The sequence below is a fragment of the Pseudomonas lalucatii genome, assembly GCF_018398425.1.
GTDB lineage: Bacteria > Pseudomonadota > Gammaproteobacteria > Pseudomonadales > Pseudomonadaceae > Aquipseudomonas > Aquipseudomonas lalucatii.
The window spans coordinates 849,339-870,394 of record NZ_JADPMV010000002.1 but is presented as its reverse complement, the minus strand read 5'-3'; the positions used below and the strand labels follow the sequence as shown (position 1 = coordinate 870,394).

The window sequence follows — 21,056 nt, the reverse complement described above, 5'->3', positions numbered from 1 at the left end:
GGCGTCCACCGGCCCTCATCCTGCTTGCATCTTCTCAGCCCCCACCTGAGTCGTCGGCGGCCTCCCGCGGCGGAGCGCTGCAGTGGCATTCCGTCGCATGGCTTTCAGAAGAAGGTGACCGCGTATGGATGACCATGGACGCACCAAGCCCACCGCTCCGACCCTCTACGCTCTCGATACCAACGTCCTGATCCACGACCCCAATGCGTTGCTGAACTTTCAGGAGCACCACGTCGCCATCCCGATGACCGTGCTGGAGGAACTGGACAAACTGAAGACGGGCAAGGCCGGCGTCGCCGCCGAATGCCGCCAGGCCATTCGCCTGATCGACAAGATTCTCGGCAGTGCCGCGCCCGACGAAGTCGAGCTGGGCGTGCCGATCCAGCGGGAGAAGAGCGGGCCCTGCGGGTTCCTGTCGATCCTCATGAGCAAGAGCGCTTCGCCGATCACCTGGCTGCCCGAGGACCTCAACGACAACAAGATCATCAACCAGCTGGTCGAACTCAAGTCGCGCCGTCCCGGCATGGCCGTGGTGCTGGTGACCAAGGACATCAACATGCGCCTGAAGGCGCGGGCCTGCGGCATCGATTCGGAGGACTACCACACCGACCAGCTGGTCGACGATGTGTCCTTGCTGTCCCAGGGCTACCACAGCATGGAGGGCTCGTTCTGGGACCGCGTCAGCACCGTGGAGACCCGTCAGGATCACGGCCGCACCTGGCACCGGGTGCAGCTGATCGACAACCTGCCGGCGGTGCACGTCAACGAGTTCATCGTCGACGGGCAGGGCTTCGTCGGCTGGATCAAGGGCATCGAGGCCAATGAGCTGGTGATCCTCGACCTGCACCAGGAACCCTTGATGCACCAGGAGGCCTGGGGCCTGCGCCCGCGGGACATCTACCAGGCCCTGGCGCTGTACGCGCTGCTCGACCCGGACATCCACCTGGTCAACCTGTCCGGCGCCGCCGGGTCGGGCAAGACCATCCTGGCCCTGGCCGCGGCCATCGAGCAGACCATGGTCAGCAAGCGCTACCGGCGCATCATCGCCACCCGCAGCGTGCAGGGTCTGGACCAGGAGATCGGCTTTCTGCCCGGCACCGAGGCGGAGAAGATGGAACCCTGGCTCGGCGCCATCACCGACAACCTGGAAGCGCTGCACATGGAGGACGAGAACACCCACGGCAGCGTCGACTACATCCTGCAGAAGGTGCCGCTGCAGTTCAAATCGCTGAACTACATCCGCGGGCGCAGCTTCCAGCAGAGCCTGATCCTCATCGACGAGTGCCAGAACCTCACCCCGCACCAGATGAAGACCATCATCACCCGTGCCGGCAGCGGCTCCAAGGTGGTCTGCCTGGGTAACCTGGCGCAGATCGACACGCCCTACCTGTCGGCGCCGAGCTCCGGCCTGACCTACCTCACCGAGCGCTTCAAGGACTTCGAACATGGCGTGCACATCACCCTGCAAGGGGTGCCGCGCTCGATCCTCGCCGAGTTCGCCGAGAGCCACATGTAACCCTCCCCCCGCTCATCGCCGCGCCGGGCCAGCCCCGGTGCGGCGGCGCCGGACGGCAGACGCCCGAGCCACCTCCAGGGCATTCGCAGGTGCCGAAAGCTGACCCACGGGTTTACAATCGGCCGATACCCGCCTGGAGCAGAACCCGTGTTGACCCATCTCGATTCCCAAGGTCGCGCCAATATGGTCGACGTCAGCGACAAAGCCCTGACCGTCCGTGAGGCCGTGGCAGAAGCCCTGGTGCGCATGCGCCCGCAGACCCTGCAGATGATCGTCGAGGGCGAGCACCCCAAGGGCGACGTGTTCGCCGTGGCGCGCATCGCCGGCATCCAGGCGGCGAAGAAGACCGCCGACCTGATCCCCCTGTGCCATCCGCTGATGCTCAGCAGCGTCAAGGTCGAGCTGGCCGCCGAGGGCAGCGATGCGGTGCGCATCAGCGCGCGCTGCAAGCTCTCCGGGCAGACCGGCGTGGAGATGGAGGCGCTGACCGCCGCCAGCGTCGCCGCCCTGACGATCTACGACATGTGCAAGGCGGTGGACCGCGGCATGGTCATCGAGAGCGTGCGCCTGCTGGAGAAGCTCGGCGGCAAGAGCGGCCACTACAAGGCCGGGGACGAGCAATGATCCGCGTACAGTACTTCGCCCGCTACCGCGAGGCCCTGGGCCTGGATGGCGAACAGTTGCGCGACAGCCAGGGCTTCGCCACCCTCGACGACCTGCGCCGCCACCTGCTGGCCCGTGGCGGGGTATGGGAGGTGCTCGCCGAGCAGAACCTGATGTGCGCGCGCAACCAGGAGCTGTGCAGCCTCGACGAGCCCCTGGAGGAGGGCGACGAGGTGGCCTTCTTCCCCACCGTGACCGGAGGCTGAGCATGAGCATTCGGGTTCAGCTCGAACCGTTCGATCCGGGGGCCGAGACCAATGCGCTGCATGCGGCCAATGTCGGCGTCGGCGCGGCGGTCAGCTTCGTCGGCTACGTGCGCGACTTCAACGAGGGCCGCGAGGTCGGCGGCATGTTCCTCGAGCATTTCCCCGGCATGACCGAGAAGGCCCTGGGCAAGATCGCCGCAGAGGCGGAGCAGCGCTGGCCGCTGCTGAACATCCAGATCATCCACCGCATCGGCCGCCTGGAGCCGGGCGAGCCGATCGTCTTCGTCGGCACCAGCAGCGCCCACCGCCAGGCGGCGTTCGACGCCTGCGCCTTCGTCATGGACTACCTCAAGACCCGTGCGCCGTTCTGGAAGAAGGAAGACACCAGCGACGGCCCGCGCTGGGTCGAGGGGCGCAGCAGCGACCAGGCCGCCGCCGAGCGCTGGCACAAGGCCTAGCCGCCGGCGCTCGTCCCCCCGAAACTGGCCGCGCAGGCCCTGCCAGTGGGCGCCAGGCCCCCTGGAGAGCGAGTGTTGCCGGCAACCGGCGGATGGCCTGGCTTCGTCCTTGGCGATTCCCTGCTGCCGGTTTTCTATACCGCTGCGTGACGGTTGCGGCTGGCCTGGACGATGCGCTGGGCCGGTACCCGCAGCTGGCTGAGCAGGTACTCGGCGAACGCCGGCGAGTACGGCTGCAGGGCGATGGCCTGCTCCATGCAGCTCAGCCAGAGTGCAGCGAGACGCTCGTCGATGGGCCACTGGGCGTGGAAGGCGGGAATCGCGATGGCCCCGTAGCGCTCGGCGAACAGCTTGGGGCCGCCCAGCCAGCCGCTGAGAAAGCAGCCCAGCTTGTCACGCGCCGGCGCCAGGTCCGCGGGGTGCAGGCGGCGCAGGTCGGCCATCGCGGGCTGCTGGTCCATCAGCCGGTAGAAGTCGTCGACCAGGCGGCGCAGGCCGTCGATGCCGCCCGCGGCCCGATACGAGGCGTCGCCGACGCCGTAGGCGGGGGTAGGGGTCATGGCAGGCTCCCGGGCAAAGACGCCATTGTAGAGGGCCGCGGCCCCGTGGGCATCACCCGGCTGCCCGGTGGGGTGGTAGCAGGGCAATGCATATTCGTGAGCTATGCATAACATAATAAATATGCATTTGATAAATGCGAGGTGCGGGCGGATTCTTGCTTCGCGGCGGTGACCTAGCGGTCATCCAGTGCGATGTGAGGCGGGCTTGTGGGTGACGGCCGGCTTCACAGCGAATCACGACTCCAGAGGAAAACAAGATGAATAAGACTCTCCGCTCCCTGTTGCTCTGCGCCAGCCTCGGTGCCCTGCCATTCGCGGCCGCCCAGGCCGCCGAAGGCCAGACCCTGCGCCTCGCCACCGAAGGCGCCTACCCGCCGTTCAACTACTACACCGCCGACGGCCAGCTGGCCGGCTTCGACATCGAGATCGGCAAGGCGCTGTGCGCGCGCATGCAGGTCGAGTGCAGCCTGGTGGCCCAGGATTGGGACGGCATCATCCCCGCGCTGCTGGCGCGCAAGTACGACGTGATCATCGCCTCCATGTTTATCACCGAGGAGCGCCGGCAGAAGGTCGCCTTCAGCGATCCCTACCAGAAATCGGCGATGACCTTCGTGGTGCCCAAGGACTCCGAACTCGAGGACTTCAGCCCGGCCGCCATGGCGGGCAAGACCATCGGCGCCCAGGGCGCGACCACCCAGGCCGATTACCTGATGGCCATGTTCCCCGACGCCGACGTGCGCCTGTACCCGACCCAGGATGCGGTGAACCTGGACCTGGTGTCCGGGCGCCTGGATGCCCAGGTCGGCGACATGATCCCGATGCTCGACTGGACCCGGAAATCCACCGATGGCAGCTGCTGCCGCCTGGCCGGCGCACCGATCAGCGACCCGAAATATGTCGGCGAGGGCGTCGGCATGGCGCTGCGCAAGGAAGACGAGCAGCTGCGTCTGGCGCTCAACCAGGCCCTGGCGTCGATCATCGCCGACGGCACCTACCAGGCCATCAACGACAAGTTCTTCTCGGTCAATCTGCTGACCCTGGAGCAGTGAGCCAAGCGCCGCTGACCTGCTGAGCGAGAAGAGGATCTGTTATGGACTGGCTCACCTACCTGAGCTTCGGTGACGCCGGCTGGGGCGACGAGTTGCTGCAGGGCCTCGGGGTAACCCTGGCCCTGGCGCTGGCCACCCTGCCGGTCGGCCTGCTGCTGGGCCTTTTGGTGGCGGCGCTGGCGCTGTTCGGCGGGCGCCCGGCGCGCGCCCTGGCCCTGGCCTTCAGCACCACATTGCGCGGCCTGCCCGAGCTGCTCACCCTGTTTATCATCTACCACGGCGTGGGCATGGGCCTGAACGCCCTGCTGCGCTGCTACGACCCGGCGGCCGGCTATCTCGAACTGAGCCCCTTTATCGCCGGGGTGCTGGCCCTGGGCCTGGTCTTCGCCGCCTATTCCAGCGAAGTCTGGCGCGGTGCCTGGCAGGCCCTGGACGCTGGCCAGCGCGAGGCGGGGCAGGCCATGGGCCTGCGCCGGCTGACCATCTTCCGGGTGCTCGAGCTGCCGCAGCTGCTGCGCCTGGCCCTGCCGGGGCTGGGCAACCTGTGGGTCAACCTGCTCAAGGACACCGCCCTGGTCTCGGTGATCGCCCTCAGTGACCTGATGCGCATGGCCAATATCGCCGTGGGCACCACCAAGAAGCCCTTTCTGTTCTTCCTCGTGGTGTGCCTGGCCTATTGGGCGGTGTGCCTGCTCTGCGAGTGCCTGCTGGCACGCCTGGAGCGCCGCGCCAACCGCGGCCAGCGCACGGGAGGGGCCGCGGCATGATGGATATTCTCACGCGCTTCTCCGCCCAGCTGCTGGCCGGCGCCGGCCTGACCCTGCAGCTCACCGCCATCGCCGCGCTGCTGGCCTGCGCCCTGGCCTTGCCCCTGGCCATCGCCCGCTGCAGCGAACGCGGGCTGCTGCGCTGGCCGATTCGCCTGTACGTCTCGTTCTTGCGTGGCACGCCGCTGCTGGCCCAGCTGTTTCTGGTGTACTACGGCTCGGGGCAGTTCCGTGCCGAGCTGAGCCAGCTGGGGCTGTGGTGGTTCTTCCGCGATCCCTACTACTGCGCGCTGCTGACCTTCGTCCTCAACTCCACGGCCTACCAGGTGGAAATCCTCCGGGGCGGCCTGCGCGCCGTGCCCTACGGGCAGATCGAGGCGGGTGTGGCCATGGGCCTGTCGCGCTTCAGCCAGTATCGCAAGATCATCCTGCCCAATGCCTACCGCATCGCCTTTCCGGCCCTGGGCAACGAGATCATCCTGCTGCTCAAGGGCAGCGCGGTGGTCAGCGTCATCACCCTGTTCGATGTGATGGGCCAGACCCGGCGCATCTTCTCGCAGACCTTCGACCTGTCCGTGTACCTCTGGGCGGCGCTGCTCTACCTGTTGATGACCAGCGCCTTCGTCTGGTGCTGGCGCCGCCTGGAACTGTGCCTGACCCGCCACCAGCGGCTACGTCGGGCCCCATCCACCGCGCCCGCTGCGGCGCAGGTTTCCGCCGGAGTGTCGCCATGACTGCATGCATCCCCCAGACCGCCGCCCTGCAGGTGGAGAACCTGCACAAGTCCTTCGCCGGCATCGAGGTGCTCAAGGGCGTCTCGCTGACCGCCGAGAAGCATGACGTGATCAGCATCATCGGCTCCAGCGGCTCGGGCAAGAGCACCTTGCTGCGCTGCATGAACCTGCTGGAGTTCCCCGACAGTGGCCACCTGCGCGTGCACGGCGAGGAGCTGGAGCTGACCGCCAACCGCCATGGCGGCCGCTCGCGGCGCTGCCAGCGGCAGATCGAGCGGGTGCGCGCGCGCCTGGCCATGGTCTTCCAGTCGTTCAACCTGTGGTCGCACATGACCGTGCTGGAGAACGTGATGCTCGGTCCCTGCCTGGTGCTGGGGCGCAATCGGCATGACGTGGAGGCCCTGGCGAAGAAGCTGCTGGCCCGGGTCGGCATGCTGGACAAGTGCCAGGTGTATCCCGACTGCCTGTCCGGCGGACAGAAGCAGCGGGTGGCCATTGCCCGCGCCCTGGCCATGGACCCCGAGGTGATGCTGTTCGACGAGCCCACCTCGGCCCTGGACCCGGAGCTGGTGGGCGAGGTGCTGCTGGTGATCCGCGAGCTGGCCGAGGAGGGTCGCACCATGATCATGGTCACCCACGAGATGCGCTTCGCCCGCGAGGTGTCGTCCAGGCTGGTGTACCTGCACCAGGGCCGCATCGAGGAGCAAGGCAGCCCCGAGCAGCTGTTCAACGCCCCGCAATCGGACAACCTGCGCCGCCTGCTGGCGACCCAGTACTGATGGAACCGCTGATGTCGTCGATCGCATCGGTTGGCGACGCTGCCTTTGCAGGGTGCGCTGCGCGCACCACGGCAATGGCGCCGCGATAACGCGATGGTGCGCACGGCGCCCCCTACCTTTGATTGAGTGAGCCATACCCATGAGCCAAGTCGTCTCCCTGCACCCCTGGAAAAGACCGCAGCATCTCGACAGTGCCAACAACCAGCTGCTGATCGATGGAGTCAACGCCATCGACCTGGTCGAACGCTACGGCTCGCCGCTGTTCGTCTATTCGGCAGCCAAGCTGCGGGATAACGCCCGGGATATCCTGAACAACTTCCGCCGGGTACACGGCAGAACCCGGGTCTGCTTCGCCAGCAAGGCCTGCGCCAACCTGGCGGTGCTCAAGCTGTTCAAGGATTGCGGCCTGGATCTGGAGGTCAACTCCGGCGGCGAGTTCTACAAGGCGCAGCTCGCCGGTTTCGCCCCGGCGCAGATGGTGTTCAACGGCGTGGCCAAGCAGGTCGGAGAGCTGCGCGAGGTGATAGGCGCCGGGATCAAGGCGATCAATGTCGACTCGCTGTCGGAGCTGGCGCGCATCCTCGCGGTGGCCGGCGAGCTGGGCCGCCAGGCGCGGGTCAGCCTGCGCATCATCCCGGAGATCCAGGGCGGCGCCGCCGCCGGCTGGCAGACCGGCACCTCGACCTCCAAGTTCGGCATGACCGCCGCCGAGCAGGTCGAGGCCATCGAGCTGATCCTGGCCCAGCCCGGCGCGCTGAAGCTGGTGGGGGTGCATGCCCATATCGGCACCCAGATCACCGATATCGGGGTGTACCAGGCCGAGGCCAACTTCCTGATCGACTACGTGCGTCAGGTGGCCGAGCGCCTGCCTTACCCGCTGGAGCATGTGAACCTGGGCGGCGGCTTCCCGAAGAACTACAGCAGCGCCGAGGAGAACTTCGCCTCGGTGGCGCCGCACTACTGCGCCAACTACCGCACCGAGATCGACTTCGCCCGGCTCGCCGAGCACCTGATCAAACCCATGGCCCAGGCCCTGGGCGAGCAGATCGAGCTGATCGTCGAGCCGGGGCGCAGCATGGTCAGCGACGGCGCGATCCTGCTGAGCCGCATCGAGGCGCACAAGGAGCGCCAGGGCCGCCCGGTGTTCTACCTGGACGCCGGCTACAGCGTGCTGTTCGACCTGTACAACGGCTGGTACTTCCATATGCTCAACGCCTCCCGCGCCGATGACCACGACACCCGCCACTGCCGCATGGCCGGGCCGCTGTGCGACAGCAGCGACACCTACTACGACATCGAGGGGGAGGGCGCAGTGGCGGACCTGATCGCCGAGGAGCCCAGGCTGGCCGAGCATCGCGCCGTGCTGGAGCGGGTGCTGGTACACCAGCCCAACCTGCGCGAGCTGCCGGCGGCCACCGCCATGGGCGATGTGATCGCCCTGCTGGACGTGGGGGCCTACGCCCTGGAGATGATGAGCCAGTACTGCGGCCGGCAATCCGCCGCCGCGGTGCTGGTGGACCTGCGGCAGGGTAGCCGGCTGATCCGTCGCCGTGGCGAATACCGCGACCTGCTGGCCCATGATCTGGATTGAGCGGCGGGCAGGGGGCTCTAGGGGGCGCCACGCGCATCCCTCCGCTGTGTGGCTTGCAGAGGCGCATGGCGCCCCCGCCGCAAGCCTTGCGCTTGGTGCGCCGAGCGGTGCACTGTTGCCCCCGGAGTGGCCGATATGACGGCCTGCCTGGGAGAACCACCGATCATGCTGTCGCCCCGCGAGCGTCTGCTGCGCAACCTGGACTGGAACCTGCTGTACACCTTCCTGGTGATAGTCGAGGAAAGCAGCATCACCGGCGCGGCGCGCAAGCTGTCGCTCAGCCAGCCCAGCGTAAGCAATGCCCTCAAGCGCCTGGAAGAACACCTGGGCATGCGCCTGATCCAGCGCAAGAAGGGCATGTTCTGCCTGACCGAGCAGGGCCTGCGGGTCTACGAGTATATTTCCTCGGCCGGCAGCATCATCGGCAAGATGGCCGAGCAGTACGCCGGTGAGGCCGGCGCGGTGCTCGGCGAGCTGCATATCCAGGTCGCCAGCCATGTCAGCTGCCAGCCCTTCGACGACAGCCTGGCGCTGTTCCACCAGCGCTATCCCAACGTGCTGATCAGCCTCAGCTCCCAGCCCAGCGCCGACATAGTCGACGCGGTGGCCCGGGGCAGCCTGCATATCGGCATCAGCAACAAGAAGACCGCCCGGACCGGCCTGCACTTCGACCTGCTCGGCTACGAGCAGATGGCCTTCTACTGCGGGCCACGCCACCCGCTGTTCGGCCGCGACAATCTGACTGCCGCGGACCTGCGTGGCCTGGCCTATGTCTCCTTCGAGAGCGACCAGCCCGGCGAGGGCCTCAGCGCGGTCAACTCGGTGCGCACCGGGCAGCAGTTCTGGGGCCGCCTGGTGGCGGTGTCGCCCAACGAGGAGGAGGTGCGCCGGCTGATTCTCGCCGGCCTCGGCTTCGGCGCCCTGACCGTGGAAGGGGCCAGGCCCTTCGTGGCGCAGAAGCTGCTGTTCCAGCTGCCGCCCCATGACGACCTGCCGGTCAACGAGGTGTACCTGGTCACCCCGGAAAACCAGCTGCTGACGGAGGTGGAGCAGCTGTTTATCGGCCTGCTGCGCGAAGCGACGGCGGCGGCGGTCAGGGCGCGCTATTTCAGGTAGGGTGCGCCGCGCGCAGCGGCCTTCCGCGGTATTGGTGCGCATGGCGCACCCTGCAGCAACGAAGAAGGCGAAGCCCGCGGGCTTCGCCTTCTTGCTAGCGCAGCGTTGCGTCAGTGCTTGCGCGGCACCGGCTTGAGCAACTCGTCCGGCGGCATCTCGCAGTTGATCTTGCGCCCGAGCAACTCCTCGATCGGCGGCAGGGCGAAGGCGTCGTCCTCGCCGGCGAAGCTGATCGAGGTGCCGCTGCTGCCGGCGCGGCCGGTGCGGCCGATGCGGTGCACGTAGTCGTCCGGGTCTTCCGGCAGGGTGAAGTTGATCACGTGGCTGATGCCTTCGACGTGGATGCCGCGGCCGGCCACGTCGGTGGCCACCATCACCTTGATCTTGCCTTCGCGGAAGCCTTCCAGGGCGCGGATGCGCTTGTGCTGCGGCACGTCGCCGGACATCTGCACGGCGCTGATGCCGTCGCGGGTCAGGCGCTCCTCGATGCGCCGTACCTCGTCCTTGCGGTTGGCGAAGACCATCACCCGGTTCCAGTCGTTCTGGGTGATCAGGTTGTACAGCAGCTTGTACTTGTCGGCGCTGGCGACGGCGTAGACGTGCTGCTCGACGGTGTCGCTGGCGACGTTCTCCGGCTCGATCTCGACGATGGCCGGGTCGACCGTCCACTGCTTGGCCAGGTTCATCACGTCGTCGGTGAAGGTGGCGGAGAACAGCAGGGTCTGGCGCTCGCCCTTCATCGGGGTTTGGCGGATGATCTGCCGCACCTGGGGGATGAAACCCATGTCGAGCATGCGGTCGGCCTCGTCCAGCACCATCACCTCGACCATGTCCAGGTGCACCTCGCCGCGCTGGTTGAAGTCCAGCAGGCGGCCCGGGGTGGCCACCAGGATGTCGCAGAAGCGCGATTCCAGTTGCTTGAGCTGCTTGTCGAAGTCCATGCCGCCCACGAACTGCATGACGTTCAGGCCGCTGTACTTGGTCAGGCCGATGGCATCGTTGGCGATCTGCACCACCAGCTCGCGGGTCGGGGCGATGATCAGCGCCCGTGGCTCGCCCATGTAGCGTTCTCTCGGCGGCGGGGTCTGCAGCAGCTGGGTGATGATCGAGATGAGGAAGGCCGCGGTCTTGCCGGTGCCGGTCTGGGCGCGGCCGATGGCGTCCTGGCCCTTGAGGGTGTAACCCAGTACGCCGGCCTGGATCGGCGTGCAGTAGGGGAAACCGAGGTCGTGGATGGCGTGCATCAGCTCGGGGGCGAGCTTGAAGTCGTGGAAGCGGGTCTTGCCTTCGGCCGGCTCGACCTTGAAGTCTTCCAGCTTCCAGGTGTCGACCGGCTTGGCCGGGCGCTCGCGGCGCGGCGGCTTGGCGGGCCTGGCCGCAGGCTCGGTAGCGGCCGCGGCGGACGGCGTCGCGTCGTCGGTGCGTTTGGGCTTGGCGGGGCGGCTGGCTGTTTCGTGCGAGGCGTCGTTGCCACGAGGCGTTGCGGGTGTGGCGGGCGTGCTGGGCTGCTCGCCTTCGGCTTTGCCGAACATCTTCTTGAGTGCTTTGAGCACGGTCATCTCATCAATTGGTTAAGGAGTGAACGGCGGCCAGTGTAAAGCAAGAAGCCGGCGCGGCGAAGTACCATGCCGGGGGGCGTTGTCAATCCCCAGTGCGGCCTGAGTCGGCTGGGTCCCTGCTGGACCGCTCGTTCAGTCCTGGGGCAGGCTGGCGAGCAGCAGGCGCCGGACGTTGCCGCCCATGATCGCGGCGATCTCGGCCTGGCTGAAACCGGCCGCCAGCAGGCCTGCGGTCAGCCGTGGCAGGCCGGTGACATCGAAGGGCGTGTGCACGGTGCCGTTGAAGTCCGAGCCGAGGGCCACATGCTCGACGCCGATCAGCGTGCTGGTGTAGCGGATCGCCCGGACTATGGCCTCCACCGAGGTGGCGCAGACGGCCCCCTCCCAGTAGCCGATGCCGACCACCCCGCCGCTGGCGGCGATGCCACGCAGTTGCCGGTCGCTGAGGTTGCGCGGCCCCGGGCAGGTGCCTTCGACGCCGGTATGGGATACCAGCAATGGCCGCCTGGCCACGGCCAGCACCTCGTCGATCAGGGCGGCGGACGCGTGGGCCAGGTCGATCAGCATGGCTTTTTCCTCCAGGCGCGCTATCACCTGACGCCCCAGCGGGGTCAGGCCGCCCTGGTGCAGGCCGTGGGCGGAGCCGCCGACCTCGTTGTCGAAGAAATGGGTCAGGCCGGCGATGCGGTAGCCGGCGTCATACAGCAGGTCGAGATGCTCCAGGCGGCCCTCCAGCGGGTGCAGGCCCTCGGTGGCGAGCAGCGCGGCGACCCGCCGCGGGTCTTGTCGCCAGGCCTGGATAAAGGTGGCGAGTTCGCCACGGGTCCTGATCAGCTGCAGGCGACCCTGGCTGTCGGCGGCGGCCTGCCGCAGTTTTTCGGCGTGGTACAGCGCGCGCTGCAGCAGGCTGCTCCAGGTCGCCGGTGGCCAGCGCTGGGCCAGCGCCAGCAGGGTGATGTTGTCGCTGTCGGCGGCGTTGCGCTGGTAGTTGAGGCCGCGCGGAGTCTTGGTCACGCTGGCGAACACCTGCAGCGCCACGCCGGCTTCGAGCAGGCGCGGCAGGTCGGAATGCCCATAGGCGTGGCGCTCGAGCAGGTCGCGCTGCCAGAGCAGCGCATCGTCGTGCAGGTCGGCGATGAACAGCCCGGCATGCAGCCGCCGTGCCGGCTCGCCGACGGCATAGGGCGGGGCGGCGGCGACGCCGTTGAGCAGGCGGTCGAGCAGGGTCGGCAGGCTGAAGAACAGCCCGGCGGCGCCGAGGGCCAGGAGCAGCAGGGTGAGCAGGGGCTTGCGCATGGAGGCTCCGGGCGAAGGCCCCGTAGCCGCGAGGGCAGCCTCGGGCGGTCACAGGGGGCGTTTGCCTCAGCCTAGTCGGCGGCTGCACATGCGGCAGCTGTCAGCGGGGCGTGGCGCTAGCCGCAGAGGCAGTTGCGGCCCTGCTGCTTGGCTCGGTACAGCGCGCTGTCGGCCCGGGCGATCAGGTCCGGGAGACTGTCCTGCTGGCGCATCAGGGCCATGCCGATGGAGACGGTCACCCCCGGCAGCACGCCGCTCGGCGCATAGAAGGAGGGGATCTGCTGCAGGGCCAGGCGCAGGCGTTCGCCGATGCTCCGGCCGCCGTCCTCGCCGATCTCCGGCAACAGGATGACGAACTCCTCGCCGCCGTAGCGGATCAGGCTGTCCTTGGGCCGCAACTGTTCGCGCAGGGTATGGGCGACCAGGCACAACGCATAGTCCCCGGCCAGGTGTCCGTGTCGGTCGTTGTAGGCCTTGAAGTGGTCGACATCCAGCATCAGCATGCACAGCGGCTGGCCATTGAACGCACAGCGGGTGCTTTCCCGTTCGAACACATGTTCCAGCCAGCGGCGGTTGAATGCCCCGGTGAGGGTGTCGATATTGGCGCTTTGTTCGCTGTTCAGGAGGATGCGGTTGCCGGTACGCACCCGCTCGCAGAGCAGGCTCAGCAGGTTGTGCATCAGCTGCGGCGATTGCTGGAACAGCTTGATCAGCGCCTCGCGGTGCAGGCGCAGCACGCTGCTGGGGGCGCTCGCCACCACGTAGGCCGATGGCGCCTGGTTGTCGATGAAGCTGATTTCCCCGGCGCAGTCGCCGACGTTCAGGGTGTTCACCGGCTGGTTGTCCGGCGAGCCCAGGTAGACCTTGAGCTGGCCCCTGACCAGCAGGTAGAGGTGCTGGTTGCGCTTGAAGGGCGACAGCAATACCTCGCCGGCCTCCAGCTCGCAGGCGCGGAAGGATTTCAGCACCTGGTTCATGCAACTGGCGGCGACGTTGTTGAACAGTCGCAACTGGCGGATGTGCTGCGGGTCGGGTTGCCAATGCGCCTCTTTCATCGCGAGGGCGGACGGGGTTGGCGGTGACGGGCGGCGGGCATCGCAAACACTCCCTGTTTTTAAGGCGATTTCCAAGCCCGACAGTATGCCGGCAGGCCGGGACTGGCAATCCTTCGGCGGACGCTGTGCGACCGGCGGCAGAGGAATCTGACTAGCCCGTCACGTTTCGGCGGCGCCAGGCGCGCTGGGCCGGCTCATGAGGGCATCCATGCCGCGGACGGCTGGGTCAGGCGTCCTGCCCGCTGCCGAGGCGTTCCTCCAGCCAGTCGGCTATGTCGCGAATCTCCTGCGGCAGCACCTCGTGGGCCATCGGGTATTCGCGCCAGCGCACCTCGCTGCTCTGGGCGGCCAGGTAGTCGTGGGCGGCGCGGCCCAGCGCCGGTGGCACCACCTCGTCTAAGGTGCCGTGCAGAAACAGCACCGGCAATCCTCGCTTGTCCTCCGCCAGCTGGCTGTCGCCGTCGAAGGTCGGGGCATAGGTGGACAGCGCCAGCACCCCGCCGAGACGCCCCGGCCAGCGCAGGAACGCGGTATGCAGGACCACGGCGCCGCCCTGGGAGAAACCGGCGAGGAAGATCCGCGCCGGGTCCAAGCCGCTGTCGCACTGCGCTGCGATTAGCTCTACCAGCTGCTGTGCCGAGGCCTCCAGCTGTTCCCGGTTGATCGCCCGGGCCGGGCTCATGGCCAGGATGTCGTACCAGCTGGGCATGGCCCAGCCGCCGTTGATGGTCACCGCCTGGGTCGGCGCCTGGGGCAGGACGAAGCGGGTGCTGGGCAGACGCTCCTGCAGGGCCTCGGCCACCGGCAGAAAGTCGTAACGGTCGGCACCCAGGCCGTGCAACCAGATGACGCAGGCGTCGGCACTGGGTGTGGGGTGAAGAACCAGGGGGTCGTTCATGTAAGGCTCCGGTATGGTGCGGATGCGCCGATCTAGGGCGGCAGGCAGTCCGCTGGATGACTAATCTGGAAAGAAGATGTCGCAAGGTTACAAGTTTTACGCTTGACCTGTCCGTATGGTGATAATGGCAAGGTGCTGGTACGGGGCTTGCTACAGCCAAGAAGACTGATGACGTTGCCCGGTTGCGGTAACACATTGCCTGGCCGGGCGCGGAACAGACAGGAAGCCAGTTTGATGGGGGTTTCCAAAAAGTTCGCCTAGCATGCATGTGTGGCGATGAGCAAATGGCTATCCGTCTCCGACCCGCTCGACCAGTGGGTGAGCGAGGGTCTTGTGGCTGAAGGAAGAATCGCCAACTAGACTCTCGCAGAGGTCTGATCCGCCTGTTTGACGTGTTGCTGCCGACGCGTTCGACATGCCCCAAAAGGGTAAGGGGGTAGGGCCGAGACTCCAACACAACAAAAGCAACTGGAGGTTTTGATGAAGATGGTGAAATCCACCCTGGCGGTACTGACTACCGCAGCCGTACTCGGGGTCAGCAGCTTCGCCCAGGCGGGCGCTACCCTGGATGCAGTGCAGAAGAAAGGCTTCGTGCAGTGCGGTATCAGTGATGGTCTGCCTGGCTTCTCCTACGCGGATGAGAAGGGCAACTACCTGGGTCTCGACGTCGATGTGTGCCGTGCCGTGGCAGCCGCCGTGTTCGGCGACGCAACCAAGGTCAAGTACAGCCCGTTGACCGCCAAGGAGCGCTTCACCGCGCTGCAGTCCGGCGAAGTCGACATCCTCTCCCGCAACACCACCTGGACCAGTTCGCGCGACTCCGGCCTGGGCCTGAACTTCGCCGGTGTCAACTACTACGACGGACAGGGCTTCCTGGTGAACAAGAAGCTCGGCGTTTCCAGCGCCAAGGAACTCGATGGCGCCACCGTCTGCATCCAGGCCGGTACCACCACCGAACTGAACCTCTCCGACTACTTCCGTGCCAATGGCATGAAGTACACCCCGATCACCTACGATACCTCCGACGAGAGCGCCAAGTCGGTGGAAGCCGGCCGTTGCGACGTGCTGACCTCCGACCAGTCGCAGCTGTACGCCCAGCGCATCAAGCTGGCCGCCCCGGAAGAGTACGTGGTGCTGCCGGAAGTGATCTCCAAGGAACCGCTGGGGCCGGTCGTGCGCCAGGGCGACGAGGAGTGGTTCGACATCGTGCGCTGGTCGCTGTACGCCATGGTCAACGCCGAAGAGCTGGGCATCGACTCGAAGAACGTCGAGGAGATGGCCAAGTCGACCAAGAACCCGGACATCGCCCGCCTGCTGGGCGCCGAGGGTGAGTTCGGCAAGGACCTCAAGCTGCCGAAAGACTGGGCGGTGAAGATCGTCAAGCAAGTGGGTAACTACGGCGAGAGCTTCGATCGCAACGTCGGTGCCGGCAGCGAACTGAAGATCGAACGTGGCCTCAACGCCCTGTGGAACAAAGGTGGTCTGCAGTACGCACCGCCGGTGCGCTGACCGTCTTTGCCGGCGTCCCGTCCTGGGTCGCCGGCATGGTTCTGATGACGTGAACCCCTGGCCCGCCGATGCGGGCGAGGGCGTTCCAAGAGGGCTCCTATGCAAAACACCGCAGATACCTCGCACCCCAAGGGCTCGGTCTGGACCGATCCCAAGGTACGCGCATGGATATTCCAGATTCTCGCCGTCATCGCCGTCATGGCGATCGGCTGGTACTTGTTCGACAACACCCAGACCAACCTTGAGAAACGCGGCATCACCTCCGGCTTCTCCTTCCTCAACAACAGCGCCGGCTTCGGCATCGCCCAGCACCTGATCGACTACAGCGAGAGCGACACCTACGGACGGGTGTTCGTCATCGGCCTGCTCAATACCCTGCTGGTGTCGGTCATCGGCATCGTGCTGGCGACCATCCTGGGCTTCATCCTCGGCGTCGCGCGGCTGTCGCACAACTGGCTGATCAGCCGGCTGGCCACTGTCTACATCGAGACGTTCCGCAACATACCGCCGCTGCTGCAGATCTTCTTCTGGTATTTCGCGGTCATGCTGGCCCTGCCAGGGCCTCGGCAGAGCCTTGAGGTCGGCCAGTCCTTCTTCCTCAACAGTCGCGGCCTGTATATGCCGGCGCCAAGCGCATCGGACGCCTTCGGCACCTTTATCGGCGCGGTGCTGATCGCCATCGTCGCTACCGTGCTGATCGGGCGCTGGGCCAAGGCCCGCCGGGAAGCGACCGGCAAGGTCTTCCATGTGTCGATCGCGGCGGCGGTGCTGATCATCGGGCTTCCGGGCCTGTCTGTCGCGGTCGCGGGTAATCCGCTGCAATGGAGCATGCCCGAACTGGCCGGCTTCAACTTCCGCGGCGGCTGGGTGATGATCCCCGAACTGATCGCCCTGACCCTGGCGTTGACCATCTACACGGCGGCCTTCATCGCCGAAAACGTGCGCTCCGGGATCATGGCGGTCAGCCATGGCCAGACCGAGGCGGCCCACTCCCTGGGCTTGAGTCGCGGACTGACGCTGCGTTTCGTGGTGATCCCCCAGGCGCTGCGCGTGATCATTCCGCCGCTGACCAGTCAGTACCTCAACCTGGCGAAGAACTCCTCCCTGGCGGCCGGCATCGGCTATCCGGACATGGTCTCGCTGTTCGCCGGCACCGTGCTCAATCAGACCGGCCAGGCGATCGAGGTCATTGCCATCACCATGAGCGTGTACCTGGCGATCAGCATCAGCATCTCCATGTTGATGAACTGGTACAACAAGCGCATCGCGCTGATCGAGCGGTAAGGAGCAGCCCATGCAGACTCATACTTTCAAACCCGACATGCCGCCACCGGTGCTGAGCGTCGGCGTGCTCGGCTGGTTGCGCGCGAACCTGTTCTCCAACTGGTTCAACACGCTGCTGACCTTCGTCGCCATCTATCTGGTCTGGCTGATCGTGCCGCCGATGATTCAGTGGGCGCTCATCGACGCCAACTGGGTCGGTACCACCCGGGCGGACTGCACCAAGGAGGGCGCCTGCTGGGTATTCGTGCAGCAACGCTTCGGTCAGTTCATGTACGGCTTCTATCCGGAAACCCTGCGTTGGCGTGTCGACCTGACCCTGTGGATGGCGGTGATAGGCGCGGCCCCCCTGTTCATCCCGCAGATGCCGCGCAAGGCCGTTTATGGCCTGAGCTTTCTGGTGGTGTATCCGCTGCTGGCCTTCTGGTTGCTGCACGGCGGCTTCTTCGGCCTGAGCGAGGTGGAAACCAGCCAGTGGGGCGGCCTGATGCTGACCCTGGTGATCGCCGCGGTCGGCATTGTCGGCGCCTTGCCACTGGGCATAGTGCTGGCCCTCGGCCGGCGCTCGGACATGCCGGCGATCCGCGTCATCTGTGTGACCTTCATCGAGTTCTGGCGCGGTGTGCCCTTGATCACCGTGCTGTTCATGTCCTCGGTGATGCTGCCGCTGTTCCTGCCTGAAGGCATGCACTTCGACAAGCTGATGCGCGCCCTGCTCGGGGTCATCCTGTTCCAGTCGGCCTATATCGCCGAGGTGGTGCGCGGTGGTCTGCAGGCCATTCCCAAGGGGCAGTACGAGGCGGCCGCGGCCATGGGCCTGGGTTACTGGCGGATGATGGGCCTGGTGATCCTGCCGCAGGCGCTGAAACTGGTGATCCCCGGCATCGTCAACACCTTCATCGCCCTGTTCAAGGACACCAGCCTGGTGATCATCATCGGCCTGTTCGACCTGCTCAACAGCATCAAGCAGGCGACCACCGACCCGGCTTGGCTCGGCATGGCCACCGAGGGCTATGTGTTCGCCGCGCTGATTTTCTGGATTTTCTGTTTTGGCATGTCCCGCTACTCCATGAATCTGGAGCGCAAGCTGGACACCGGCCACAAGCGTTAGGAGTTTTGTCATGAGTGAAGCTATCAAGCAGTCGATCAGCGCCGCGCCGGGGATCATCCAGATGGACGGCGTGCACAAGTGGTACGGCCAGTTCCATGTGCTCAAGGACATCAACCTGAACGTGCAGCAGGGCGAGCGCATCGTCCTCTGCGGTCCCTCGGGCTCGGGCAAGTCCACCGCCATCCGCTGCCTCAACCGCCTGGAGGAGCACCAGCAGGGGCGCATCGTCATCGATGGCACCGAACTGACCCACGACCTCAAGCACATCGAGGCGGTGCGCCGCGAGGTCGGCATGGTGTTCCAGCACTTCAACCTGTTTCCCCACCTCACCGTGCTGCAGAACTGCACCCTGGCGCCGATGTGGGTACGCAAGATGCCCAAGCGCGAGGCCGAGGAAGTGGCGATGCACTACCTGGAGCGGGTGCGCATTCCCGAGCAGGCGCTCAAGTACCCGGGGCAGCTGTCCGGCGGCCAGCAGCAGCGCGTGGCGATCGCCCGCGCCCTGTGCATGAAGCCGAAGATCATGCTGTTCGACGAGCCGACCTCGGCCCTCGACCCGGAGATGGTCAAGGAGGTGCTCGACACCATGGTGGGGCTGGCCGAGGACGGCATGACCATGCTCTGCGTGACCCACGAGATGGGCTTCGCCCGTACCGTGGCCAACCGCGTACTGTTCCTCGACAAGGGCGAGATCGTCGAGGAGGCGGACCCGGACACCTTCTTCACCAATCCGAAGAACGAGCGGACCCAGCTGTTCCTCAGTCAGATCCTGCACTGATCGACTCGCAGCAAGAAAAGGGGAGCCTCAGGGCTCCCCTTTTTTGTGCCCGCGGCGCTGCCGAGCCCCCGCCCCATTGCGTCTGATGCAGGCGTCGGCGGAAGGCGCCCGGGGCTCCCCACAGAGCTGCTTGCAGCGCTTGGCGAAGGACACGCGGTCGGCATAGCCGACCTGCTCGGCGACCTCCCGGGTGCGTGGCGAGTTGCCGAGGACGCGCTGTGCGGCGGCGCTGCGCCGGCGCTGCGGGTAGTCTCGTTGGGGGCAGACCGGTGCCGGCCTTGAAGCGCCGCAGCAGGGTGCGAGGCGAGCAGTTGGCCAGGGCGAAGGTATCGTGCGCCATGCTCTGGCTGGCGCACAGCGTCTGCGGGCCGACGTGCGAGGCGATCTCGAGCATCGCGACGATCCTTGGCACAAGTTTGGCGATTATCGCCACAATGTTGTCGGATTCGCCAATCGCGGCACGGCCGCCTTGTGCCCATACTCGGGGGCACGCCATTTCCGGAGCCAGGCCGATGAACCATGCCAATGCCGAACTGATCTCGCACTTCTATCGGGCCTTCCAGCAGCTGGATGCCGAGGCCATGGCGGCCTGCTACGCCGAGCAGGTGCGCTTCAGCGACCCGGTGTTCGTCGACCTGCGCGGCGCCGCGACGGCCGACATGTGGCGCATGCTCGCGGCGCGGGCGCAGGAGTTCTCCCTGACCTTCGACCAGGTGCAGGCGGACGAGAGTGAGGGCCGTGCGCGCTGGGTCGCCCGCTACCTGTTCAGCCAGACCGGCAGGCATGTGGTCAACCGGATCGAGGCGCGCTTCCTGTTCCGCGACGGGCGGATCATCGAGCACCACGACAGCTTCGACCTGTGGCGCTGGTCCCGTCAGGCCCTGGGGGTCAAGGGCCTGCTGCTGGGCTGGGCGCCGCCGGTGCAGCAGGCCATCCGCCGCCAGGCGCTGCAGGGGCTGGCGCAGTTCAGGGCGGGCCGCGAGGGCCGGCCTGCCTAGGTGTGCGGCGGGGGCAGTGGTAATCTCTGTGCCTCGTGCTTTCATCCAAGATAGGCGCAGCAGGCAAGGTTGCGCTGTCCGATGAGCATGAGCGCCGCCCCTCAGGAAGCCCGACCGTGAACGAACTGTTGCTATCGCTAGACAAGGCCAAGGCCTGGACCGTTCACGCGGTGACCGCCAGCGGGGTGATACTCGCGCTGCTGGCGCTGCTGGCGGTGCTCGACGGGCGGCCGCAGACCTGCCTGCTGTGGCTCGGCCTGGCGCTGCTGGTGGACGGCCTGGATGGCACCCTGGCGCGCAAGTTCGACGTCAAGGGCGTGCTGCCGCATTTCGACGGGGTGACCCTGGACCTGGTGATCGATTACCTCACCTACGTGTTCATTCCGGCCATCTTCGTCTATCGCTTCGTGCCCCTGCCCGACTACACCCTGCTGCCGGCGGTCGGGCTGATCCTGCTGTCGTCGCTGTTCTGCTTCTGCAACGTCAACATGAAGAGCAAGGACAACTACTTCGTCGGCTTCCCGGCCGCCTGGAACGTGGTGGTGGTCTATCTCTACCTGCTGGATTTCGCCCCCTGGCTGAGCTTCGCCACCATCCTCCTGCTGGCGGGGCTGACCCTGACGCGGATGAAGTTCCTCCACCCGTTCCGCGTCCGCCAGTTCATGCCGCTCAACATCGCCGTGACCCTGGTGTGGATGCTCGCCTGCCTCATGCTGATTCTGCGCTACCCCGGCCAGCCGACCTGGCTCCTGGCGATCTGGCTGGCGGCGTCGGTCTATTTCGTCGCCATCTGCCTGTGGCGCTCGGCCCGGGAATGGTTTTCCGCCGATGAGTGAGGTGGCCGAAAAGGCCTGGTTCGTCTACCTGGTGCGCGCCGGCAACGGCGCCCTGTACTGCGGCATCAGCGACGACCCGCAGCGGCGCTTCGCCCAGCACCGCAGCGGCAAGGGCGCGCGCTTCTTTCATTCCAGCCCGGCGGTGGCCCTGGTCTACACCGAGGCTTGTGCCGGCAAAGGCGCGGCCCTGCGCCGCGAGCGGGCGATCAAGGGGCTGGGCAAGGCGGCCAAGGAGGCCCTGGTCGCCGCCGGCGGCCTTATCGGCGCAGCTGATGGCGCGCTATCAGGCTAGGCGG

At 66.5% G+C, this 21,056-nt stretch carries 22 protein-coding genes; 17 read left to right on the top strand and 5 right to left on the bottom strand.

Annotated features, from left to right (window positions below):
* Positions 1–124 precede the first annotated feature (124 nt).
* The 4 genes from I0D00_RS17490 to moaE all read left to right on the top strand — a co-directional run bounded on the left by I0D00_RS17490 (position 125) and on the right by moaE (position 2,843).
* On the top strand, positions 125–1,516 hold the full coding sequence (locus I0D00_RS17490) for a PhoH family protein (protein WP_213641091.1): 1,392 nt from the start codon (positions 125–127) through the stop codon (positions 1,514–1,516).
* A gap of 147 nt (positions 1,517–1,663) precedes the next feature.
* Positions 1,664–2,140, top strand: a complete 477-nt coding sequence (gene moaC, locus I0D00_RS17485) for a cyclic pyranopterin monophosphate synthase MoaC (protein ID WP_213641090.1) — start codon at positions 1,664–1,666, stop codon at positions 2,138–2,140.
* Positions 2,137–2,385: a MoaD/ThiS family protein gene (locus I0D00_RS17480; RefSeq protein WP_213641089.1), complete on the top strand. Its 249-nt coding sequence runs from the start codon at positions 2,137–2,139 to the stop codon at positions 2,383–2,385. The genes moaC and I0D00_RS17480 overlap by 4 nt, the downstream gene beginning before the upstream one ends.
* 2 nt (positions 2,386–2,387) lie before the next feature.
* Positions 2,388–2,843: a molybdopterin synthase catalytic subunit MoaE gene (gene moaE, locus I0D00_RS17475; RefSeq protein ID WP_213641088.1), complete on the top strand. Its 456-nt coding sequence runs from the start codon at positions 2,388–2,390 to the stop codon at positions 2,841–2,843.
* Between the two features lie 134 nt (positions 2,844–2,977).
* On the opposite strand, the gene I0D00_RS17470 is transcribed toward moaE, so the two are convergent.
* Positions 2,978–3,403, bottom strand: coding sequence for a group II truncated hemoglobin (locus I0D00_RS17470; protein WP_213641087.1), 426 nt, complete (start codon positions 3,401–3,403; stop codon positions 2,978–2,980).
* Positions 3,404–3,660: 257 nt separating this feature from the next.
* Here I0D00_RS17470 and I0D00_RS17465 point away from each other — a divergent pair, with 257 nt between their 5' ends.
* The 6 genes from I0D00_RS17465 to I0D00_RS17440 all read left to right on the top strand — a co-directional run bounded on the left by I0D00_RS17465 (position 3,661) and on the right by I0D00_RS17440 (position 9,439).
* Positions 3,661–4,452 (top strand): ABC transporter substrate-binding protein, encoded by a 792-nt coding sequence (locus tag I0D00_RS17465; RefSeq protein ID WP_213641086.1) that lies wholly within the window; start codon positions 3,661–3,663, stop codon positions 4,450–4,452.
* Between the two features lie 41 nt (positions 4,453–4,493).
* Positions 4,494–5,219, top strand: a complete 726-nt coding sequence (locus I0D00_RS17460) for an ABC transporter permease (RefSeq protein ID WP_213641085.1) — start codon at positions 4,494–4,496, stop codon at positions 5,217–5,219.
* Positions 5,216–5,953 (top strand): ABC transporter permease, encoded by a 738-nt coding sequence (locus tag I0D00_RS17455; protein ID WP_213641084.1) that lies wholly within the window; start codon positions 5,216–5,218, stop codon positions 5,951–5,953. The genes I0D00_RS17460 and I0D00_RS17455 overlap by 4 nt, the downstream gene beginning before the upstream one ends.
* Positions 5,950–6,732: an ATP-binding cassette domain-containing protein gene (locus I0D00_RS17450; RefSeq protein WP_213641083.1), complete on the top strand. Its 783-nt coding sequence runs from the start codon at positions 5,950–5,952 to the stop codon at positions 6,730–6,732. The genes I0D00_RS17455 and I0D00_RS17450 overlap by 4 nt, the downstream gene beginning before the upstream one ends.
* 139 nt (positions 6,733–6,871) lie before the next feature.
* Positions 6,872–8,323 carry a diaminopimelate decarboxylase gene (gene lysA / locus I0D00_RS17445; RefSeq protein WP_213641082.1) on the top strand — a complete coding sequence of 484 codons (1,452 nt, stop codon included), beginning with the start codon at positions 6,872–6,874 and terminating at the stop codon, positions 8,321–8,323.
* A gap of 135 nt (positions 8,324–8,458) precedes the next feature.
* The gene (locus tag I0D00_RS17440) at positions 8,459–9,439 is read left to right on the top strand and encodes a LysR family transcriptional regulator (protein ID WP_213641081.1); all 981 of its coding nucleotides are present in this window, start codon (positions 8,459–8,461) and stop codon (positions 9,437–9,439) included.
* Between the two features lie 110 nt (positions 9,440–9,549).
* Here the strand turns inward: I0D00_RS17440 and rhlB are convergent, their stop codons facing one another.
* From rhlB to I0D00_RS17420, 4 genes are all read right to left on the bottom strand, one after another.
* The gene (gene rhlB, locus I0D00_RS17435; protein ID WP_213641080.1) at positions 9,550–10,992 is read right to left on the bottom strand and encodes an ATP-dependent RNA helicase RhlB; all 1,443 of its coding nucleotides are present in this window, start codon (positions 10,990–10,992) and stop codon (positions 9,550–9,552) included.
* 138 nt (positions 10,993–11,130) lie between these two features.
* Entirely contained in the window at positions 11,131–12,294 is a 1,164-nt protein-coding gene (locus I0D00_RS17430; protein WP_213641079.1) for a dipeptidase, read from the bottom strand.
* Positions 12,295–12,410: 116 nt separating this feature from the next.
* Positions 12,411–13,349, bottom strand: coding sequence for a GGDEF domain-containing protein (locus tag I0D00_RS17425; protein WP_213641078.1), 939 nt, complete (start codon positions 13,347–13,349; stop codon positions 12,411–12,413).
* 226 nt (positions 13,350–13,575) lie between these two features.
* A complete protein-coding gene (locus I0D00_RS17420; protein ID WP_213641077.1) occupies positions 13,576–14,247 on the bottom strand; it encodes an alpha/beta hydrolase in 672 nt (223 codons plus the stop codon).
* A gap of 480 nt (positions 14,248–14,727) precedes the next feature.
* Between I0D00_RS17420 and I0D00_RS17415 the strand changes: the two genes are divergently transcribed.
* The 7 genes from I0D00_RS17415 to I0D00_RS17385 all read left to right on the top strand — a co-directional run bounded on the left by I0D00_RS17415 (position 14,728) and on the right by I0D00_RS17385 (position 21,052).
* On the top strand, positions 14,728–15,756 hold the full coding sequence (locus tag I0D00_RS17415; RefSeq protein ID WP_213641076.1) for an amino acid ABC transporter substrate-binding protein: 1,029 nt from the start codon (positions 14,728–14,730) through the stop codon (positions 15,754–15,756).
* 99 nt (positions 15,757–15,855) lie between these two features.
* Positions 15,856–17,040, top strand: a complete 1,185-nt coding sequence (locus I0D00_RS17410) for an amino acid ABC transporter permease (RefSeq protein ID WP_213641075.1) — start codon at positions 15,856–15,858, stop codon at positions 17,038–17,040.
* Between the two features lie 10 nt (positions 17,041–17,050).
* Entirely contained in the window at positions 17,051–18,148 is a 1,098-nt protein-coding gene (locus I0D00_RS17405) for an amino acid ABC transporter permease (RefSeq protein ID WP_213641074.1), read from the top strand.
* A 10-nt stretch (positions 18,149–18,158) separates the two neighbouring features.
* Positions 18,159–18,926 (top strand): amino acid ABC transporter ATP-binding protein, encoded by a 768-nt coding sequence (locus I0D00_RS17400; protein WP_213641073.1) that lies wholly within the window; start codon positions 18,159–18,161, stop codon positions 18,924–18,926.
* 512 nt (positions 18,927–19,438) lie between these two features.
* Complete coding sequence (locus tag I0D00_RS17395) at positions 19,439–19,924, top strand: nuclear transport factor 2 family protein (protein WP_213641072.1); 486 nt, start codon at positions 19,439–19,441, stop codon at positions 19,922–19,924.
* Between the two features lie 116 nt (positions 19,925–20,040).
* A complete protein-coding gene (gene pcsA / locus I0D00_RS17390) occupies positions 20,041–20,760 on the top strand; it encodes a phosphatidylcholine synthase (RefSeq protein WP_213641071.1) in 720 nt (239 codons plus the stop codon).
* Positions 20,753–21,052 (top strand): GIY-YIG nuclease family protein, encoded by a 300-nt coding sequence (locus tag I0D00_RS17385; RefSeq protein ID WP_213641070.1) that lies wholly within the window; start codon positions 20,753–20,755, stop codon positions 21,050–21,052. The genes pcsA and I0D00_RS17385 overlap by 8 nt, the downstream gene beginning before the upstream one ends.
* Positions 21,053–21,056 lie beyond the last annotated feature (4 nt).

Excerpts from the sequence above, each read along its gene's own strand:
- I0D00_RS17395 (WP_213641072.1), top strand. The coding sequence starts at position 19,439 with ATGAACCATGCCAATGCCGAACTGATCTCGCACTTCTATCGGGCCTTC.
- I0D00_RS17405 (WP_213641074.1), top strand. The coding sequence starts at position 17,051 with ATGCAGACTCATACTTTCAAACCCGACATGCCGCCACCGGTGCTGAGC.
- I0D00_RS17430 (WP_213641079.1), bottom strand. The coding sequence starts at position 12,294 with ATGCGCAAGCCCCTGCTCACCCTGCTGCTCCTGGCCCTCGGCGCCGCC.
- I0D00_RS17455 (WP_213641084.1), top strand. The coding sequence starts at position 5,216 with ATGATGGATATTCTCACGCGCTTCTCCGCCCAGCTGCTGGCCGGCGCC.
- I0D00_RS17385 (WP_213641070.1), top strand. The coding sequence starts at position 20,753 with ATGAGTGAGGTGGCCGAAAAGGCCTGGTTCGTCTACCTGGTGCGCGCC.
- I0D00_RS17440 (WP_213641081.1), top strand. The coding sequence starts at position 8,459 with ATGACGGCCTGCCTGGGAGAACCACCGATCATGCTGTCGCCCCGCGAG.
- I0D00_RS17450 (WP_213641083.1), top strand. The coding sequence starts at position 5,950 with ATGACTGCATGCATCCCCCAGACCGCCGCCCTGCAGGTGGAGAACCTG.
- I0D00_RS17460 (WP_213641085.1), top strand. The coding sequence starts at position 4,494 with ATGGACTGGCTCACCTACCTGAGCTTCGGTGACGCCGGCTGGGGCGAC.
- I0D00_RS17400 (WP_213641073.1), top strand. The coding sequence starts at position 18,159 with ATGAGTGAAGCTATCAAGCAGTCGATCAGCGCCGCGCCGGGGATCATC.
- lysA (WP_213641082.1), top strand. The coding sequence starts at position 6,872 with ATGAGCCAAGTCGTCTCCCTGCACCCCTGGAAAAGACCGCAGCATCTC.
- I0D00_RS17420 (WP_213641077.1), bottom strand. The coding sequence starts at position 14,247 with ATGAACGACCCCCTGGTTCTTCACCCCACACCCAGTGCCGACGCCTGC.
- I0D00_RS17465 (WP_213641086.1), top strand. The coding sequence starts at position 3,661 with ATGAATAAGACTCTCCGCTCCCTGTTGCTCTGCGCCAGCCTCGGTGCC.
- I0D00_RS17410 (WP_213641075.1), top strand. The coding sequence starts at position 15,856 with ATGCAAAACACCGCAGATACCTCGCACCCCAAGGGCTCGGTCTGGACC.
- I0D00_RS17425 (WP_213641078.1), bottom strand. The coding sequence starts at position 13,349 with ATGAAAGAGGCGCATTGGCAACCCGACCCGCAGCACATCCGCCAGTTG.
- I0D00_RS17415 (WP_213641076.1), top strand. The coding sequence starts at position 14,728 with ATGAAGATGGTGAAATCCACCCTGGCGGTACTGACTACCGCAGCCGTA.
- I0D00_RS17480 (WP_213641089.1), top strand. The coding sequence starts at position 2,137 with ATGATCCGCGTACAGTACTTCGCCCGCTACCGCGAGGCCCTGGGCCTG.
- I0D00_RS17470 (WP_213641087.1), bottom strand. The coding sequence starts at position 3,403 with ATGACCCCTACCCCCGCCTACGGCGTCGGCGACGCCTCGTATCGGGCC.
- moaE (WP_213641088.1), top strand. The coding sequence starts at position 2,388 with ATGAGCATTCGGGTTCAGCTCGAACCGTTCGATCCGGGGGCCGAGACC.
- I0D00_RS17490 (WP_213641091.1), top strand. The coding sequence starts at position 125 with ATGGATGACCATGGACGCACCAAGCCCACCGCTCCGACCCTCTACGCT.